Consider the following 17805-nt stretch of genomic DNA (forward strand, 5'->3'; position numbering starts at 1 on the left):
GGTCGGCGACATGATGACCGGCGCGGCTGGAGCGAGGCTGGCGTCGATGGCGAAGATATTGCTCTGATTGACCAAACACCTGTTTTCCGTCGCGAAATTTGACCTTGCGAGCCAGAGGATGGCATGATTATCGCTCGCATCGACCAGGGCAGTTCGGTCGTGCCTATTATCACAAGACATGGCTGAAGCGGGCGGAGCGGGCACTGAAGGGCAAACATTTCCAGGAAAGGCTGGTACCGCGAACCAACGACGGCATTGCCTTCAAGCCGCTTTATGAGCGGCGGCACTGATCGATGAGATGGCGTAGCCGCCAGTCTGACGCCGACTAGACCGCCACGCTCTGGAAGAACCGGATGCTATCCTCGATCTCGCCCGGCAGGGCTGAATTATGGCTGCCTGCCACTGTCGCCACGTCCATCTTCACGCCGGCGGCGGTCGCCCGCTTGGCGAGCAGGGCGATGCGCGAGTCGAAATGAGCCTCCTCGGTGCCGTGAAACAGCTTCATCGGGCATCGGAAGCTATGTGCATAGCAAAGCGGCGAGCGCATCTGGAATTCGCGCGGGTTCCTGGTGTTGAAGCGGATATCCTGCGGATAGCGTCGGAAGAACGCATAGGCGTCTGGATTACCTGATATCGGTGCGGCTGCACGGAACCGCTTGGTCGACATGGCGGTCAGCATGGCCAGCGTGCCCCCGATGCTATGTCCGGCCAGGAACATGCGATGCGGATCGACGCCGGGCAGATGCCTCAGCCGGTTGGACGCCGCCAGAACATCGGCCACCTCATCATAGAAACCGGAGAAATTGCCCTTCTGGCCGTTTTCACCCCGCATCGAGGGGATCATCACGACATAACCAGCTTCGACATAGGGCTTCATCAACTGCCAATGACCCTGGCCGATGGCGTTGCCGCCGTGCAGGAAGATCACGGCCGGTTTCGGCGTGCGTCCGCGCGTGTATTTAGAAACCCAGGCGACCAGCTCCAGTTCGCCGCCAAGACCGCTGCGATAGAAAAGCTGATCGGCGGTGGGTGGCGTCACGAGCGGCTCGTAGATATCGGGAGCAGGCCCCTTGCTCACCAAGTCTGTCCGAAACAGTCGGCGCTCCTTGCTATAATTGCCCGACAGAAGCGGCGGCGCATCCTCGGCCTTTTCCGCAGCGGCGGCATTCTTGCTATCGGCGGGCTTGCCGCCGGACGTGCTGTCATCGGCCGATCTGCCGATGTTCGGCGCAAAAAGCGTAACGGCCAGACCAACAAGGACGCCGCGGCGATTGGCACGAAATGTGTTGTCGTCAGACGTGGTCATAGGCTCTGTCCAAATATCCCGGCGGCTCGAATCTGCACAGGTTGCAAGGCGAGGCCAACTCACATTGTGGTGAGGAATCGCCCTTCGCTATTCATCAACAACAGGAGCCTTCGCGTCAATCAGCGCGATCAAGCTTTCCAGCCGATCCGCCTCGTAAGGAGGCTTGTCGGGCCGAAGCCGGGCGATGCGGGGAAAACGCATAGCGACCCCGGATTTATGGCGGCTGGAGCGGTTGATACCCTCGAAGGCGACTTCAAGAACGAAGCCGAAATCGCGGTCGGCGCGCACCGCCCGCACGGGACCGAAACGATCGACCGTATTGTCGCGCACGAATTTGTCGAGCACCTCCAGCTCGGCATCGGTGAAGCCGAAATAGGCCTTGCCGACGGGCACGAGTTGTTCACCCTCCGGCGTCGTCGCCCATACGCCGAAGGTGAAATCGGAATAATAGCTGGATCGCTTGCCATGACCGCGCTGCGCATACATCAGCACCGCGTCGACATTGTAGGGATCGCGCTTCCACTTGAACCAGGGGCCTTTGGCCCGGCCGGCAAGATAGGCACTGTCCCTGCGCTTGATCATGACGCCTTCGATCACCGGATCGGGCGGCGATGAGCGCAGCCTGTCCAGTTCCTCCCATGAGGAGAAATCGACGAGCGGTGAGAGATCGAAGCGGTCGTGAGGCGCGGCCTCGACAATCTCCGTCAGCCGCTCGCGCCGATCGAGGAAGCCGCGTGCGCGCACATCCTTCGCACCATCGAACAGAAGATCGTAGGCGCGGATGAAGGCAGGGAATTCCTCCAGCATCTTTGCCGTCACGGTCTTGCGGTTGAGGCGCTGCTGCAGATCGGAAAAGCTGCGCGTCGGGCTGTTGGAGCGGACCGTGCCGCCGATCAGCAGCTCGCCATCCATGACGCCCTCGAAGCTCATCGCATCGACGATGTCGGGAAAGGCGCCGGAGATATCATCGCCCGAACGGGAATAGAGCTTGCTTGTGGCGCCGGAGCGCGAAAGCTGGACACGGATGCCATCCCACTTCCATTCGGCGGCAAAATCCGTTGGGTCGAGCCCATCGAGATCGCCTGGTTCGACGGGATTGGCGAGCATGACGGAATGGAAGATCGCCGGCGTCGCCAATATCGGCCGCTCGCCCTTCCCTTCCAGCCAGCGGAAAAGGCTTTCATAGGGCGGCTGCAGGCCATGCCACAGCGTTTCGATTTCGGTCACGTCCTTGTCGCTGAGCTCAGCCAGCGCCTGTTTGGCGAGGCGGGCCGAGACGCCGATGCGCATGGCGCCGGTCGCAAGCTTCAGGAAGGCGAAACGGCCCGACGTATCCAGCCGGTCCAGCAGATCGCGGACGAAGCTGCGCACCTCGGTACGACCCAGGGCATTCATGCGGCGTACGACCTCGCCAAGCTTCGGCTGTTCGCCGGGAGGGCGCTCGATGTCGCTTTCCTTGTCCCAGACCAGCGAGATCGTTTCGGCAAGATCGCCGACATAATCATAGGAATAACGGAACAGCACCTCGTCCATGCGTTCAAGGACTAGCTCACGCAGCATGGGCGGTTTGACGTTGCGCACCTCGAGCGTGCCGGCGATGGCGGCCAGGCCATAGCCGCGGTCTGGATCCGGCGTATCGCGAAAATAGTCGGTCAGCAGCTTCAGCTTGCCGTTGCGGCTCGGCGTCAGCACCAGGCGGTCGAGAAGGTCGGCAAAGGCTTTCATCAATCGCCCTCGTCTTCATAGCCGATGAGATGCAGCGGCTTGGCGGTGACACCCTGCAGCTCGCACCAGCGCACCAGCGCCTCTTCGCGCCCGTGGGTGACCCAGACCTCGCCCGGCTTCAAATCGGATATCGTCTCGGTCAGTTCCGGCCAGTCGCAATGGTCGGATATGACCAGCGGCAGCTCGACACCAAGCTGCTTGGCGCGCTGGCGCACCATCATCCAGCCGGAGGCGAAAGCCGGCAGCGGATCGTGGAACCGTCTCGCCCAGCGATCCTGGAAAGCGGAGGGCGGACCGACGACGACGGCGCCGTGGAAGATCGATTGATCCCGGCTTTCGATCGTGGCCGGCAGCAACTCGCCGAGCGCGATACCCTGGCTGACATAGTAATCACACAGCGTTTGCAGCGCGCCATGAATATAGATCGGCTTGTCATAGCCGGCATCGCGCAAGAGACGGATGACGCGCTGCGCCTTGCCGAGCGCATAGGCGCCGATCAGATGCGTTCGTTCCGGAAACTGGCGAAGCGAGGCCAAGAGCTTGCGTGTCTCGGCCATGGGATCGGGATGGTGGAACACTGGCAGACCAAACGTGGCCTCGGTGATGAAGACATCGCAGGGAACAGGGACGTAGGCTGCACAGGTCGGGTCCGGCCGGCGCTTGTAATCGCCGGAAACGACGATGCGCAGCCCATCCTTCTCCACCGCGATCTGCGCCGAGCCGAGCACATGGCCCGCGGGGTGGAACTGCACCTTGACGCCGTTGATCGTCACCACCTCGCCAAAGGCCGCCGCCTGTTCCGACCCTGCAAAGCCATCGCCATAGCGGATGCGCATGATGTCGAGCGTCTGGCGCGTGGCGAGCACATGGGTGTGGCCGGAGCGGGCGTGGTCGGAATGGCCATGCGTGACGAGCGCCCGCTCGACCGGGCGCACGGGATCGATATAGAAGCCGCCGATCGGACAGAACAATCCTTCAGGCGCGGGATAAAGCAGCTGGTCAGGTCTCATGACTTATGAGGATAGCGTGATTTGCACGATTAGGTAGCGATACGACCCGCTTTTTGAGCGAATCCGCGTTCGGGTTGTCGATCAGGCAGATCGAAGACAAGGACATCTTCGCTATGCGGCTTCGCCTTGGCCACGACGACACCGTTCGGATCGACGATCGCGCTGCTGCCATAGCTCACCCAGCCGTCATCGTTGCTGCCAACCACATCCGATGCCATCACCCAGCATCCCGTGTGCTTGGCGCATATTTGCAGGCTCGATATGCCTGGCTTGTGCCAGAGTTCAGCCTTGTGGGGCCGGAGCATCAGATTGATGGGATTGCAGATGAGGCCGACGCCCTTTCGGGCCAGACGCCTTGAGGTATAGGGATATCTCAGATCGGCGCAGATATTGATGCCGAAGCGCCAATGCCCTTCCTCCCAGACGGGAAAATCCTTTCCGGGCGTACGGCCCATTTCGAGCGGATGAGCCTTGGCATAGACCCCGACTATCCGGCCTGCCTTGGCGACCAAGGCACTATTGTAGAGCGCATCGTTTCTCCTCTCGAAAAAACCGATGATCGCGGTCGTCTTCCCGGAGGCGAAGCGGCCGACAAGGGCGTTCAACCTGATATCGCCGAGAGAAAGCGCGCGGCTCTTGGCTGTGGCCTTGTTATAGCTATGCCCCTGCAGGTAACATTCGGGAAAAAGGGCGAGATCGATGCCCTGCACTTCGGCCCAGGCCAGATCGCGCGCCAAGACCTCGGCCGTCTGCTCGACGGCGTCGAAAAGTGCCAGACGTTGAAAAGCCGCGATCCGCATGCGTCAGAACTAGCATAGGTGGTGAGTCGCCTCTAGCACCAACCGACTGGACTATGATCGCCGTCCGCGCCGGATTGGTTAAGGAAAGATGACAGCTATCGCTCGTCCGGTGGCGCCAAATGTCTGCGAGCCGTAGCCTGAGATTCCAGGCGTGCCAAAACGAGACAGATTTGGCTGGCACGATTTCTGCTTGGCCAATGTCGTTTCGGGAGTTCGTAATGATCCAGCGCCGTGCCTTCCTCGCTTCTCTGGCTGCTTCGGCCACCGCCGGCCTATTTGCGCCTGGCATCTTCGCTGCGCCGCTTGCCAGAAGCAACGGTGCCGAGCTGCGCGGGTCGATCGACGCTATCGCCTATAAGGCGACGCCGGGCACCAGCGACTTCAAAAGCGGCAAGCTGCAGGCGATGATCGACAATGCCGCGCGCAGCAACGTGCCGCTGTTCCTGCCGCCCGGCAATTACACCGTGTCCAACCTGACGCTGCCGGATAATACCCGCATCAGCGGCGTACCGGGCGCCACGCGCCTTATCTATGGCGGCGACGGCTATCTGATGAATGCGGACAAGGCCAAGCGCATCGAGCTTTCCGGGCTCGTTCTCGATGGTGGCAATCGATGGCTGGCCGACTATGTGGGAGCCCTCCTGCAATTTGCAGGCGTCGGCGATGTGCGGATCGACGATTGCGAGATTGCCGGCAGCCGCAAGCACGCCATGCAACTCGAACGCTGCGGCGGCCGGATCGAACGCAGCCGGATCTCCGGAGCTGCCGAGGCCGGCATCTACTCCGTCCAATCCACCGGATTGCAGGTGACAGGCAACAGCATCGAGGATTGCGGCAATGGCGGCGTCCTCATCCATCGCTGGGACAAGGCGGAGGACGGCAGCAACGTCACCGACAACCGCATAGCCCGCATCCGCGCCAATGGCGGCGGCACCGGCCAGAACGGCAACGGCATCAATGTCTTCCGCGCCGACGGCGTGCAGGTCTCCGGCAATCGCATCACCGATTGCGCCTTCACCGCAATTCGCGCCAATTCGGCATCGAATGTGCAGATCTCGGGCAACCAGTGCCTGCGTTCCGGCGAGACGGCGATCTATTGCGAATTCGAATTCGAAGGCGCTGTCATCAACAACAACCTGATCGATGTCGCCACAAACGGCATTGCCGTCACCAATTTCGACAAGGGTGGTCGGCTTGCCACGGTCACCGGCAACATCATCCGCAATCTGTCTATGACAGCCCCCTATGCCCAGGACGGTGGGTTCGGCATCGGCATATCAGCCGAAGCCGATACGCTGATTTCCGACAACGTCATCGAGAACGCGCCGCTCTGCGGCCTGAAACTCGGCTGGGGGCCTTACCTTCGCAATGTGGTCGCCACCGGCAACATCGTCAGACATGCCGGCATCGGCTGCGTCGTGTCGGTGGCGGATGGCGCCGGCTCGGCCGTCATTTCAAGCAATCTCTTCCAGGAGATGGAGAAAGGCGCGATTGTCGGCTTTCGCTGGGACAAGCCCGCCTCCGGCGATCTCTCCGCCGGAAGCTCGCAATTTCCGCAATTGACCGTCGCGAACAACAGAGTGGTTTAAGCCCGCCGCCAGTTCGGCTGACGCTTTTCGAAGAAGGCGGTAATGCCTTCTTTCGCCTCCTCGGTTTCCCAGGCATCGGCCAACTGTTCGACGACGTCGTCGATCATGCCATCGGTGATCGGCCGGCCGACCGAGCGGGCCAGCGCCTTGGCACGCGCCGCAGCCTGTGGAGATGCCGAAAGGAAATGGCGGATTTCGGCCTCGACGGCTTCATCCAGCGCTTCCTCGGCAACAACCCGGGACAGCAGGCCAGCGGCGTGCGCCTGCCAGGCATCGATGATCTTGCCGGAAAGGAAGAGCGGGCGGGCATTCGCCTCGCCGATACGGGCGACCACATAGGGGCTGATCGTAGCGGGAATGATGCCGAGGCGTACCTCCGTCAGGCCGAAACGGGCCGTCGACGCGGCGATGACCATATCGCAGACACTGAGGACGCCTATGCCGCCGCCGAACGCATTGCCTTGGACCCGGGCAATGAGGGGCTTTGGCAATTCGTTCAACGCCTTGAACAACATGGCGAGCCTGCGCGCCTCGACCATGCGCCCGGCACGCGTTGCATCAAACTGCGCACGCATCCAGCCGAGATCGCCGCCCGCACAAAAGCTTGTTCCCTCACCCGTGAGCACGACGACACGGACCGTCTTGTCATTGCCGAGATCGCGGACCGCTGTTGTCAAGGCATCGATCATCTCGGCCGAGAGGGCATTGTGCTTTTCCGGGCGCGCCAGCGTGAGACGGGCAACGCCGCGTTCATCGGTGGCGATATGGATCGTCGGCGACATCATGAGGCACTCCTGAGGCTACGGGCGAAGGCGGCGGCGCGGGCAAGCTTTTCCTCGTCGAGGCCGGTCTCGTAGCCATGCGCCGTCAAATAATCGTGGACTGCGACTGTATCGACATTGCCCTTTGCGCCGGGAGCGAAAGGGCAGCCGCCGAGGCCGCCAGCGGCGGCATCGAACACGCGCAAGCCGCGATCGAGAGCGACGGCAATGTTGTCGAGCGCTTGGCCTGACGTGTCATGAAAATGCCCGGCAAGTGCTGAGACGGGGAGTTCGCCCAGAACTGCAGCGAGCATCTGGTCGACCGCCTCGGGCGTGCCCTTGCCGATCGTGTCGCCAAGGCTGATCTCGTAGCAGCCGAGAGCTCGCAGCTGCCAGGCAACGTTCGCGGCACTCTCCGGCGGCACGGCGCCTTCATAGGGGCATTCGACGACGCAGCTGACATAGCCGCGCAACGGGACGCCGCGATCGCGGCTCGCGGCCGCCACCGGTCGGAACCGCTCGATGCTCTCGGCGATCGAGCAATTGATGTTGCGCATCGAGAATGTTTCGGAAGCCGACGCAAAGATCGCCACTTCATCGGCGCCGGCCGCAAGTGCCGCTTCGAAGCCCTGCATGTTGGGCGCCAGCGCCGCATAGCGCACGCCCGGCCTGCGTTCTATGCCGGCCATGACGGCGGCGGCATCGGCAAGCTGCGGCACCCATTTCGGGCTGACGAAGCTGGTGACTTCGATGCGGGCGAAGCCGCTGTCGGAGAGCAGATTGACCAGCTCGATCTTGCGCGCGGTATCAATCGGCTGCTTTTCGTTCTGCAGGCCATCACGCGGGGCCATCTCGACGATGGTGACCTGCTTGGAGCGTTCATCACTCATGCAGCATCCTCCGGGCGGAGCGCCAGAAGCACGGCGCTCTCGCTGGTCTGGTCTCCTTCGCCGACGTTCAGGCTCTCCACGATGCCATCGCGCATCGCCGTCAGCGTCAGCTCCATCTTCATGGCCTCCATGACGATCAGTGCCTGCCCCTTCGCCACCGCATCGCCCTCGCGAACGCGGACGATCTTGACGAGGCCGGGCATCGGGGCGATCAGCCTGTCACCGCCGGCGGCCGCCTCTTCTCCGCCATCGAGCGGATCGTGACGATGGAAGTAGTGCGTATGCCCATCCATGAACAGCGTCGTGCCATTCGATGCTTCGAAGATGGTGACGCTCGACTGACGGCCATCAATCTCTACGCGACGAGCCCCGTCTTCTGCCGGCAAAAGCCGCACCGGAATGGTACGATCCTCAAGCGCGACGCTGAAAAGCGCCCTTCCCTTCGCGGCTACGCGGCAATGTATGTGCCCACCGCCGAAATGCAGCGTGACGGGGCGGCTCAATTCGCCCCAAAGCTGCCAGGCGCCGAGCGAAAGCCAGGGATTGCTTGCATCGGGCCGAGCGAAACCGCCAGCCTCGACGATCGCAGCGATGGCCAGCGCCGCATCGTTAGGCTGTTGCGCCGAGGTCAGCGCCTCCACATCCCGGTCGATCAGTCCTGTATCCGGATGGCCGGCGGCAAAATCCGGCCGGCGGCTGAGACGGATGAGGAAATCGAGATTGGTGGTGGTCCCGGCAACCTGTATCTGCTCCAGGCCTTGCGTGAGCTTGGCAAGAGCGGCCTGGCGATCCGATGCATGCACCGTCAGCTTGGCGATCAGTGGATCGTAATGCGGGGTGATGGTATCGCCCTCGCGGACGCCGGCATCGATGCGGACGTCGCCCTCGGGAAAGCGCAGATGCGAGAGCGTGCCGGTTGCCGGCAGGAAGCCGCGCGACGGGTCTTCGGCATAGATACGCGCCTCGAAGGCCCAGCCATTTATAGTAAGCTCACCTTGAGTCTTCGGCAGAGGCTCGCCGCTCGCAACGCGCAATTGCCACTCGACAAGATCGACGCCGGCGATCGCCTCGGTGACGGGGTGTTCGACCTGCAGCCGCGTATTCATCTCCATGAAGAAGAAGCGATCCGGCGACAGGCCATCGGAAACATCGGCGATGAATTCGACGGTGCCGGCGCCGCGATAATCGATTGCACGAGCGGCGCGAACTGCCGCCTCGCCCATGGCGCTACGCATCTCCTGCGTCATGCCGGGTGCCGGCGCCTCCTCGATCACCTTTTGGTGCCGGCGCTGCAGCGAGCAATCGCGCTCGAAAAGATGCACGGCATTGCCTCGGGAATCCCCAAAGACCTGGATCTCGATGTGGCGCGGCTTGATCAGATATTTCTCGATCAACACGGCGTCGTCGCCGAAGGCGGATTTCGCCTCGCGCTTCGCCGCTTCCAGCGAGGCACCGAAATCCTCCGTCCGGTCGACGCGGCGCATGCCTTTGCCGCCGCCACCCGCCCGCGCCTTGATGAGAACGGGAAAGCCGATGCCATCAGCCTGTTCGGCAAGAAAGCCGGGCTCCTGCCCATCGCCGTGATAACCGGGAACGACAGGCACGCCGGCCCGCTCCATCAGTGCTTTGGCCGCATCCTTGAGCCCCATGGCCCGGATCGAAGCCGGCGACGGACCGATGAAGACCAGACCTGCAGCCTCGACCGCCTCGGCGAAATCGGCGTTTTCCGAGAGAAAACCGTAGCCGGGATGGATGGCTTCGGCGCCCGTCCGCTCAGCAGCCGCAATGATCTTTTCCTTCGAAAGATAGCTGTCGCTCGCCGCCGCCGGACCGATATGAACGGCCTCGTCGGCCAGCGCCACATGCAAGGCATCCCTGTCGGCGTCGGAATAGACGGCGACGGTGCGGATGCCCAGGCTCCTTGCTGTACGGACGACCCGGCAGGCGATTTCGCCGCGATTGGCGATCAATATCTTCGAGAACATCGGCAGACCCTATTGCGCGGCAATGACTTCGACTTCGAGCAGCCAGGCGGTATCGAAAATGCCGGCGATCACTACCGTCATGGCCGGCGTGAGCGAGCCTAAATATTCGCTGCGGATCTCGCGGTTCACCATCGTGTGGTGACGGTCGGCGAGAAAGGTGGTGACCTTGACGATATCGTCCTTGCTCATACCGGCCGCCTTCAGCTGGGCGTCGATGTTGTGCCAGACCTGACGAGCCTGTGCCTGAAAGCCCTCCGGCAAGGTGTCGTCGACATCGGTCGGAATCTGGCCGCTGACGAACAGCAATCGCTCGAAATTCTCGAGCTTCACGGCCTGTGCGTAGCCGCCGCGCGGCTGCGGCGCATTCTTGGCATTGATGGCATCGCGTTTCATTTCCATCTCCTCACATCCTGAATAGACCGAAGCGCGTGTCTTCGATCGGCGCGTTGAGTGCTGCTGAAAGCGACAGAGCCAGCACGTCGCGGCTCTTGCGCGGATCGATGATGCCATCGTCCCAGAGGCGGGCCGAGGCATAGAGTGGGTGGCTCTGGGTTTCGAACATCTTGAGGGTCGGCGCCTTGAAGGCGGCCTCCTCCTCCTTCGTCCAGGGCTTGCCGGCGCGGGCCAGCGCCTCTCCGCGCACCGTGGCGAGCACGCCCGCCGCCTGCTCCCCACCCATCACCGAGATACGGCTGTTGGGCCATGTCCAGAGGAAGCGCGGTGAATAGGCACGGCCGGCCATGCCGTAGTTGCCCGCACCGAAGGAGCCACCGATCAACATGGTGACCTTCGGAACCTTGGTGGTCGCAACGGCCGTCACCAGCTTCGCACCGTTCTTGGCGATGCCCTCGGTCTCGTATTTCCGGCCGACCATGAAGCCGGTGATGTTTTGCAGGAAGACCAGCGGGATCTTGCGCTGTGAGCAAAGCTCGACGAAATGCGCGCCCTTCAGCGCCGACTCCGAGAAGAGCACGCCGTTATTGGCGATGATGCCGACGGGAATGCCGTGGATATGGGCAAAGCCGCAGACCAGCGTTGTGCCGTAGCGCGCCTTGAACTCATCGAGGCGGGAGCCGTCCACCATACGGGCGATGACCTCGCGCACGTCATAGGGCGTGCGCAGGTCGGAGGGGACGATGCCCAGAATGTCCTCGGGATCGTAGAGCGGCGCCTCCGGCGTGCGAAGCTCGACACTCTCAGGCTTGCGGCGATTGAGATTGGCGACCGCCTGCCGGGCGAGTGCGAGCGCATGGGCATCGTCGCGGGCGAGATGATCGGCTACGCCGGAGAGGCGCGTATGCACATCGCCGCCGCCGAGATCCTCGGCCGAGACCACTTCCCCTGTCGCCGCCTTGACCAGCGGCGGACCGGCAAGGAAGATCGTCCCCTGCTTCTCGACGATGATGGTTTCGTCCGACATAGCAGGCACATAGGCGCCGCCCGCCGTGCAGGAGCCCATGACGACGGCAATCTGCGGGATGCCGGCCGCCGACATATTGGCCTGATTGTAGAAGATGCGGCCGAAATGATCACGATCCGGAAAGACCTCGTCCTGGTTCGGCAGGTTGGCGCCGCCGGAATCGACGAGATAGATGCACGGAAGATTGTTTTCTGCGGCGATTTCCTGAGCCCGCAGGTGCTTCTTCACCGTGATCGGATAGTAGGTGCCGCCTTTGACCGTGGCATCGTTGCAGACGATCATGCAATCGCGGCCGGAGACACGACCGATGCCGGCGATCAGACCGGCGCCTGGGGCCTCATCGCCGTGCATTCCATGAGCTGCCGTCGCGCCGATCTCCAGAAACGGCGTGGCGGGATCGATCAAGCCGGCAACGCGATCGCGCGGCAACATCTTGCCGCGGCTCACATGCCGCTCGCGCGCCTGCGCTCCGCCGCCTTCCGCCGCCTTCGACGCCGCAGCCTCGGCGACACCGATCGCCTCCAGCAACGCAGCGCGATTGTCGCGGAAGCGATCCGAATGCGTCGATATCTCTGATTTCAGGACGGTCATACGGCCTCACCGGTCGAGTAAGATGGAATTCGAAATCAGGCCGTTTCGCCGAACAACTCGCGGCCGATCAGCATGCGCCGGATTTCGGACGTGCCGGCGCCGATCTCGTAGAGCTTGGCGTCGCGCAGCAGCCGTCCGGCGGGATAATCATTGGTATAGCCATTGCCGCCGAGCGCCTGGATGCATTCGAGCGCCAGCGCCGTCGCCTTCTCGGCGGAGTAGAGAATACAGCCGGCGGCATCCTTGCGGGTCGTCTCGCCGCGATCGCAGGCGGCTGCGACCGCATAGACATAGGCGCGCGCGGCATTCATGGTGACATACATGTCGGCAAGCTTGCCCTGCATGAGCTGGAACTCGCCGATCGACTGGCCGAACTGCTTGCGCTCATGCATGTAGGGCAGCACCACATCCATGCAGGCGGCCATGATGCCGACGGGGCCGCCCGACAGCACAACGCGCTCATAATCGAGACCCGACATCAGCACGCGAACGCCACCATCGACTTGGCCCAGAACATTTTCCTCCGGCACTTCGCAATCGACGAAGATCAGTTCCGACGTGTGGGAGCCGCGCATGCCGAGCTTGTCGAGCTTCTGTCCGACGGAAAACCCCTTGAAGCCTTTTTCGACGAGGAAGGCGGTGATGCCGCGCTGGCCGGCATCCGGGGAGGTCTTTGCATAGACGACGAGGACATCGGCATCGGGACCGTTGGTGATCCACATCTTGCTGCCGTTCAGCACATAGTGATGGCCATGCTTTTCGGCTTGGAGTTTCATGGAGACGACATCGGAGCCGGCGCCCGGTTCCGACATGGCCAAGGCGCCCACATGCTCGCCGGAGATCAGCTTCGGAAGATAGCGCTCCTTCTGCGCCGTCGTGCCGTTACGATGGATCTGGTTGACGCAAAGGTTGGAATGGGCGCCATAGCTCAGGCCGACGGAAGCCGAAGCGCGGCTGATCTCTTCCATGACAACCGTGTGGGCGAGATAGCCGAGGCCGGCGCCGCCAAAGGCCTCATCGACGGTGACCCCGAGCAAGCCGAGATCGCCCATCTCCTTCCAGAGATGCATCGGGAAGCCGTTGTTACGATCGATCTCATCAGCGATCGGCGCGATTCGGTGGTTGGCAAAACGGCGCACCTGCTCGCGCAGTGCCTCGATGTCCTCCCCGAGCGCGAAGTTCAATCCCCCTGCAAACATCCGGCTTCTCCTCCCGACCGTCGCAAACGTCCGATCCTTGTGAACGTATATCTCTTTATGCCCGCTTCAAGCGCCTGCCTTAACCGTCATGCGGCATTGGCCGGCACTTGCTGCTTCTCCTGCGGCGTCTCATAGGCCTTCATCTTGTCCGCGATCTTCGCCATGATCTTCCGGACCGCCTCTTCCTTGACCGGGCCGAAGCCTCTTATCTCGTCAAACAACGAGAGGAGGACAAGAGCCTCGGCTTCGTTGTCGTGGCGCAGACCTGCAAGTACACGCCCGGCAATCCCTTCGTATTCGGCAATCAGGCGGCGTTCCGCCCGACGCTCTTCCATATAGCCGAAGGGATCGAAGACGGTGCCGCGCAGCCGCTTCATCGGCGCAAGGGCGCGCAGCAACGGCAGGATCCAGGCGCCGAATTCGCGCTTTTTCGGCCGGCCGTTCGGATCCTTTCCGCCAAGGATCGGCGGAGCTAGATTGAAGGCCAGCTTGAAATCGCCTTCCATCTCCTCCCGCAGTTGTGCCTCGAACGCAGGATCCGTCAGAAGACGGGCGACCTCGTATTCATCCTTATACGCCAGAACCCGCGCATAGGTGACAGCAACGGCAAAAGGCACCTTGTCCGAAAGCCGCTCCCTGATTGCCAAGGCATTGGCATGAGCCACGAAACGGGCATAGCGCTCGGCAAGCGCGCTGTCCTGATAGGCAGTCAGATGTGCCTTGCGATGCTTGATGAGTTCATCGAGGCTCATGCCCGCCAGCGTCTTGCCGGCATCCGGCTCGGCGATCATGGCCTCCACGGCCTGCGGATCATGCGCGAGAAGCCGGCCCCAATGGAAAGCGGAAAGGCTGGCTTTGACCGCGACGCCGTTGAGCTCGATCGCCTTTTCGATCGCCTCCAGCGACAGCGGCAGCAAGCCACGCTGCCAGGCAAAGCCGGTGAGCAGGATGTTGGTCGACATGGCATCACCGGTGACTTCGGTTGCCACGTGGTTGAAATCGAGGAAGACGGATCTGTCGCTGACCGTCTTGGCAATTGCTTGCTGAACCGAGCCGGCCTTGAAATCGAAATCGCGATTACGCACGAAATCGGCAACCGGCATCAGGCCCGTGTTGACGATGGCAGTGGTCCGCATCGATGAACAGAGCGTAATCGCATCCTTGGAGGCGCCCACAACCTCATCCGCTGATAACAGCAGATCAGCACCGCCGTTGACGATGCGCGACGAGGTGACATCAGCCTCATTGTGACCGATGCGCAGATGGCTCATGACGGAGCCGCCCTTCTGGGCGAGGCCGGCCATATCGAGGATCATTGGCACCTTGCCGTCGAGATGCGCGGCCATGCCGAGGATGGCACCGATGGTCAAGATACCAGTGCCGCCGATGCCGGCAATTGCGATGTTCCAGGGCCGCTCGCCGATGGCGGGGATTTCGGGCATCGGCACTTCGATATCCGCATGCTCCAGAGCCTTTCGTTTGCGGCGCTTGCCGCCATGAACGGTCACGAAGGACGGGCAGAAGCCTTTGACGCAGGAGAAATCCTTGTTGCAGCTCGACTGGTTGATCTGGCGCTTGCGGCCGAATTCCGTCTCAAGCGGCTCCACTGAGATGCAATTGGATTGCACCGAGCAATCGCCGCAGCCCTCGCAAACGGCCGAGTTGATGAAGACGCGCTTGGCCGGATCCTCCATCAGCCCACGGCTCCGGCGGCGGCGCTTCTCGGCCGCGCAGGTCTGGACGTAGACGATCGCCGAACAGCCCTCGGTCTCGCGCAGCGTCAGCATCACCTGATCGATATGGTCGCGATGCAGTATCTTGACACCAGGCGCCAGCTCGGCAGCGCGATAGGCGTCGGGATTGTCCGACAACAGGTAGATCGGCTTGACGCCCTCGTCATGCAGCTGCTTGGTCACCAGTTGCGGCGTCAAATGGCCGTCGATCTGCTGGCCACCCGTCATGGCGACGGCATCGTTGTAGAGCAGCTTGTAGGTGACGTTGACCTTCGCGGCGACTGACTGGCGGATGGCGAGAATGCCGGAGTGGAAATAGGTGCCGTCGCCGAGATTGACAAACATGTGCTTTTCGTCGGTATAGCGGGCGATCGCCGTCCACGGCACGCCTTCGCCGCCCATCTGGGTGAAGGTCTCGGTGCTGCGATCCATCCAGGTGACCATATAGTGGCAGCCGATGCCGGCGATGGCGCGGCTGCCTTCTGGAACGCGGGTGGACGTATTGTGCGGACAGCCGGAGCAGAAGAACGGCGTGCGGTTCAGCGGCGCCACATGGCTGCGGCTGATCTGGCCGCGCTCGGCGAGATAGGTAAGCTTGGCCGCGATGCGATCATGCAGGCCCTGATCGAGGTCGAGCTTGACGATGCGCCCGGCGATGGCTCTGGCAACGGCGCCGACGGTCAATGCCGAAGACAGGCTGAGATAGGGTTTGTCGTGCTCGTCGAACTTGCCGACGATGCGCGGGCGGACATCGGCGCGCCAGTTGAACAGCTGCTGCTTGATCTGGTTTTCGATGATCTCGCGCCGCTCTTCGACGACGAGAACTTCGTCCAGCCCTTCCGAGAAATGCCGGACAGCTTCCGGCTCCAGCGGCCAGGGCATACGCACCTTCAGGATACGCAGGCCGATCGCCGCCATTTCCCTCGGGCCGATCTCGAGCTCGCGCAACGCCTGCAGCACATCTTCATAGGCCTTGCCGGAGGAGATGATGCCGAAGCGGGCATTGGGCACGTCATGCGTGACTTCGTCGACGCGATTGGCGCGGGCAAAGGCGATAGCGGCATAGGCCTTGTAGTTTTGCAGGCGATCGTCCTGGATCAGCGGCGGATCGGGCCAGCGCAGATTGAGGCCGCCGGACGGCAATTCGAAATCGGTCGGCAGGACGAACTGCCGCTTTTCGCCCGAGAGATCCACGGCTGCGGTCGTTTCGACCGTGTCGGCAATGAATTTCATGCCGACCCAGCAACCGGAATAGCGCGACATGGCGATGCCGAGCAGGCCATATTCCAGGAATTCGTGGATGGATGAGGGATAGAGAACCGGAATGAGCGCCGACATGAAATCATGGTCGGTCTGATGCGGGATGGTCGAGGATTTGGCAGAATGATCGTCGCCGGCAAAACAGAGGACACCGCCATGCCTCGAAGTGCCGGCCGCATTGCCGTGCTTCAGCACATCGCCGGAGCGATCGACGCCAGGGCCTTTGCCGTACCAGATGCCGAGCACGCCATCCTTGCGGGCGCCTGGCGAAAGGCCGACCTGCTGCGAGCCCCAGACGGCCGTTGCAGCAAGGTCCTCGTTGATCCCAGGCTGGAAGGTGACGTCATGCGCGTCGAGGTAAGTTTGCGCTTTCAAAAGCTGCTGGTCGTAACCGCCAAGTGGTGAGCCGCGGTAACCGGAAATGAAGGCGGCCGTGTTGAGGCCGGCGACGCGGTCCCGCCGCATCTGGGTCATGGGCAGCCGCACCAGCGCCTGCAGGCCTGTCATGAAAACGCGGCCGTCCTCTGCCTTATATTTGTCGTCTAGCGAAACGCCGGTCGCAAGCATCTGCTCTCCTCCCGAGATCGCAGTCACCGATTGCCCATATGCATTTCACCGGATGCCTCCTACCGCATCCGACGAAAGCCGTGATCGAACGGTAACATGCACCGACGCTAATTTCCGAACGAAGGCTAGGCCTCCGCAGCATGATTTGCAAAGATTTCGGCCGGTTGGCAGATGTTTTCGTGCTTACGGAACAAGCGGTACTGCCATCCATCACAAGCTTTCATCGGAGATATCAGCGCCAAGGCCTTTTACTCCCGCAACTCGCCCAATAATGTCGCGCCAACTCGAATCTGGGAGACCTCACATGCTGACGATCTACGGTGTCTATCGCTCGCGCGCCGCGCGCAATTACTGGATGGCTAGGGAGATCGGCATCGAGTTCAAATCCGTGCCGGTCATCCAGGGGAGCCGGCTTGCCAATCCGCTCGCCGCCGATGCGCCTATCAACACGCTGTCGCCGGAATTTCTGGCGGTCAATCCGATGGGCATGATCCCCTGCATCAAGGATGGTGATCTCATGATGCATGAATCGCTTGCCATCAACCTCTACCTCGCCCGCAAATATGGCGGCCCGCTGGCCGGCAAGACGGTCGAAGAGGAAGGGCTGATGTCGATGTGGACCATGTGGGCCGCGACGGAAGTCGAGCCCTACAGCGTCGCGCTTGTGCGCATCTATGACAATGCCCAGGAAAACAGCGAGCCTGGCAAGGCCGGCATCGCAGTCGCCTGCCGCTCGCTGAAAAGGCCGCTCGATGTCTTGGAAAAGCACCTCCAGAATCACGAGCATCTTGTCGGAGGCCGCTTCACCGTCGCCGACCTCAATCTCGCGGAAGTGCTGCGCTACGCCCAGACAGAACAGGAGCTCTTCGACGCCCATCCTGCGGTGAAGACGTGGATCGAGCGCTGCCAGTCGCGCGACGCCTATAGGGCCATGCAGGCAACCCGCGGCAAAGAGCCGGTCTGATAGAG

14 protein-coding genes are annotated in these 17805 nt (G+C 62.1%); 3 read left to right on the forward strand and 11 right to left on the reverse strand.

The features are described 5' to 3' along the window. Positions 1 to 104 precede the first annotated feature (104 nt). The gene (locus QD409_RS11620; protein ID WP_092845877.1) at positions 105 to 290 is read left to right on the forward strand and encodes a hypothetical protein; all 186 of its coding nucleotides are present in this window, start codon (positions 105 to 107) and stop codon (positions 288 to 290) included. Positions 291 to 325: 35 nt separating this feature from the next. Here QD409_RS11620 and QD409_RS11625 read toward each other — a convergent pair whose 3' ends face one another. From QD409_RS11625 to QD409_RS11640, 4 genes are all read right to left on the reverse strand, one after another. Next, the gene (locus QD409_RS11625; protein WP_092845880.1) at positions 326 to 1306 is read right to left on the reverse strand and encodes an alpha/beta hydrolase family protein; all 981 of its coding nucleotides are present in this window, start codon (positions 1304 to 1306) and stop codon (positions 326 to 328) included. Positions 1307 to 1393: 87 nt separating this feature from the next. Further along, on the reverse strand, positions 1394 to 3031 hold the full coding sequence (locus tag QD409_RS11630; RefSeq protein WP_092845882.1) for a cisplatin damage response ATP-dependent DNA ligase: 1638 nt from the start codon (positions 3029 to 3031) through the stop codon (positions 1394 to 1396). Beyond that, positions 3031 to 4041, reverse strand: coding sequence for a ligase-associated DNA damage response exonuclease (locus tag QD409_RS11635; RefSeq protein WP_092845884.1), 1011 nt, complete (start codon positions 4039 to 4041; stop codon positions 3031 to 3033). Before QD409_RS11635 ends, QD409_RS11630 begins: the two co-directional genes overlap by 1 nt. Before the next feature lie 29 nt (positions 4042 to 4070). After that, positions 4071 to 4841, reverse strand: coding sequence for a carbon-nitrogen hydrolase family protein (locus QD409_RS11640; protein WP_092845886.1), 771 nt, complete (start codon positions 4839 to 4841; stop codon positions 4071 to 4073). A 218-nt stretch (positions 4842 to 5059) separates the two neighbouring features. On the opposite strand from QD409_RS11640, the gene QD409_RS11645 reads away from it, so the two are divergent. Further along, positions 5060 to 6430, forward strand: a complete 1371-nt coding sequence (locus tag QD409_RS11645) for a TIGR03808 family TAT-translocated repetitive protein (RefSeq protein WP_092845888.1) — start codon at positions 5060 to 5062, stop codon at positions 6428 to 6430. Here QD409_RS11645 and QD409_RS11650 read toward each other — a convergent pair. From QD409_RS11650 to QD409_RS11680, 7 genes are all read right to left on the reverse strand, one after another. Then, positions 6427 to 7215: a crotonase/enoyl-CoA hydratase family protein gene (locus QD409_RS11650; RefSeq protein ID WP_092845890.1), complete on the reverse strand. Its 789-nt coding sequence runs from the start codon at positions 7213 to 7215 to the stop codon at positions 6427 to 6429. The two genes, QD409_RS11645 and QD409_RS11650, sit on opposite strands and share 4 nt — an antisense overlap. Beyond that, positions 7212 to 8081 carry a hydroxymethylglutaryl-CoA lyase gene (locus tag QD409_RS11655; protein ID WP_092845892.1) on the reverse strand — a complete coding sequence of 290 codons (870 nt, stop codon included), beginning with the start codon at positions 8079 to 8081 and terminating at the stop codon, positions 7212 to 7214. Before QD409_RS11655 ends, QD409_RS11650 begins: the two co-directional genes overlap by 4 nt. Beyond that, the gene (locus tag QD409_RS11660; RefSeq protein WP_092845894.1) at positions 8078 to 10066 is read right to left on the reverse strand and encodes an acetyl/propionyl/methylcrotonyl-CoA carboxylase subunit alpha; all 1989 of its coding nucleotides are present in this window, start codon (positions 10064 to 10066) and stop codon (positions 8078 to 8080) included. The genes QD409_RS11655 and QD409_RS11660 overlap by 4 nt, the downstream gene beginning before the upstream one ends. A 9-nt stretch (positions 10067 to 10075) precedes the next feature. After that, positions 10076 to 10459, reverse strand: coding sequence for a RidA family protein (locus QD409_RS11665; protein ID WP_092845896.1), 384 nt, complete (start codon positions 10457 to 10459; stop codon positions 10076 to 10078). 10 nt (positions 10460 to 10469) lie between these two features. Continuing rightward, positions 10470 to 12077 (reverse strand): carboxyl transferase domain-containing protein, encoded by a 1608-nt coding sequence (locus QD409_RS11670; RefSeq protein ID WP_092845898.1) that lies wholly within the window; start codon positions 12075 to 12077, stop codon positions 10470 to 10472. 35 nt (positions 12078 to 12112) lie between these two features. Continuing rightward, positions 12113 to 13276: an isovaleryl-CoA dehydrogenase gene (locus tag QD409_RS11675; protein ID WP_092845900.1), complete on the reverse strand. Its 1164-nt coding sequence runs from the start codon at positions 13274 to 13276 to the stop codon at positions 12113 to 12115. A gap of 86 nt (positions 13277 to 13362) precedes the next feature. Next, positions 13363 to 16836, reverse strand: a complete 3474-nt coding sequence (locus tag QD409_RS11680) for an indolepyruvate ferredoxin oxidoreductase family protein (RefSeq protein WP_092845902.1) — start codon at positions 16834 to 16836, stop codon at positions 13363 to 13365. A 304-nt stretch (positions 16837 to 17140) separates the two neighbouring features. Here QD409_RS11680 and QD409_RS11685 point away from each other — a divergent pair, with 304 nt between their 5' ends. Further along, the gene (locus tag QD409_RS11685) at positions 17141 to 17800 is read left to right on the forward strand and encodes a glutathione S-transferase family protein (protein ID WP_092845904.1); all 660 of its coding nucleotides are present in this window, start codon (positions 17141 to 17143) and stop codon (positions 17798 to 17800) included. Positions 17801 to 17805 lie beyond the last annotated feature (5 nt).

Origin of the sequence: Rhizobium sp. BR 315 (genome assembly GCF_050577975.1) — a bacterium.
GTDB lineage: Bacteria > Pseudomonadota > Alphaproteobacteria > Rhizobiales > Rhizobiaceae > Rhizobium > Rhizobium miluonense.

Bases quoted from the DNA above. Each gene is read 5' to 3' on its own strand.
- QD409_RS11660 (WP_092845894.1), bottom strand. From the start codon at position 10,066: ATGTTCTCGAAGATATTGATCGCCAATCGCGGCGAAATCGCCTGCCGG.
- QD409_RS11630 (WP_092845882.1), bottom strand. From the start codon at position 3,031: ATGAAAGCCTTTGCCGACCTTCTCGACCGCCTGGTGCTGACGCCGAGC.
- QD409_RS11665 (WP_092845896.1), bottom strand. From the start codon at position 10,459: ATGAAACGCGATGCCATCAATGCCAAGAATGCGCCGCAGCCGCGCGGC.
- QD409_RS11650 (WP_092845890.1), bottom strand. From the start codon at position 7,215: ATGATGTCGCCGACGATCCATATCGCCACCGATGAACGCGGCGTTGCC.
- QD409_RS11680 (WP_092845902.1), bottom strand. From the start codon at position 16,836: ATGCTTGCGACCGGCGTTTCGCTAGACGACAAATATAAGGCAGAGGAC.
- QD409_RS11625 (WP_092845880.1), bottom strand. From the start codon at position 1,306: ATGACCACGTCTGACGACAACACATTTCGTGCCAATCGCCGCGGCGTC.
- QD409_RS11675 (WP_092845900.1), bottom strand. From the start codon at position 13,276: ATGTTTGCAGGGGGATTGAACTTCGCGCTCGGGGAGGACATCGAGGCA.
- QD409_RS11640 (WP_092845886.1), bottom strand. From the start codon at position 4,841: ATGCGGATCGCGGCTTTTCAACGTCTGGCACTTTTCGACGCCGTCGAG.
- QD409_RS11645 (WP_092845888.1), top strand. From the start codon at position 5,060: ATGATCCAGCGCCGTGCCTTCCTCGCTTCTCTGGCTGCTTCGGCCACC.
- QD409_RS11655 (WP_092845892.1), bottom strand. From the start codon at position 8,081: ATGAGTGATGAACGCTCCAAGCAGGTCACCATCGTCGAGATGGCCCCG.
- QD409_RS11685 (WP_092845904.1), top strand. From the start codon at position 17,141: ATGCTGACGATCTACGGTGTCTATCGCTCGCGCGCCGCGCGCAATTAC.
- QD409_RS11635 (WP_092845884.1), bottom strand. From the start codon at position 4,041: ATGAGACCTGACCAGCTGCTTTATCCCGCGCCTGAAGGATTGTTCTGT.
- QD409_RS11670 (WP_092845898.1), bottom strand. From the start codon at position 12,077: ATGACCGTCCTGAAATCAGAGATATCGACGCATTCGGATCGCTTCCGC.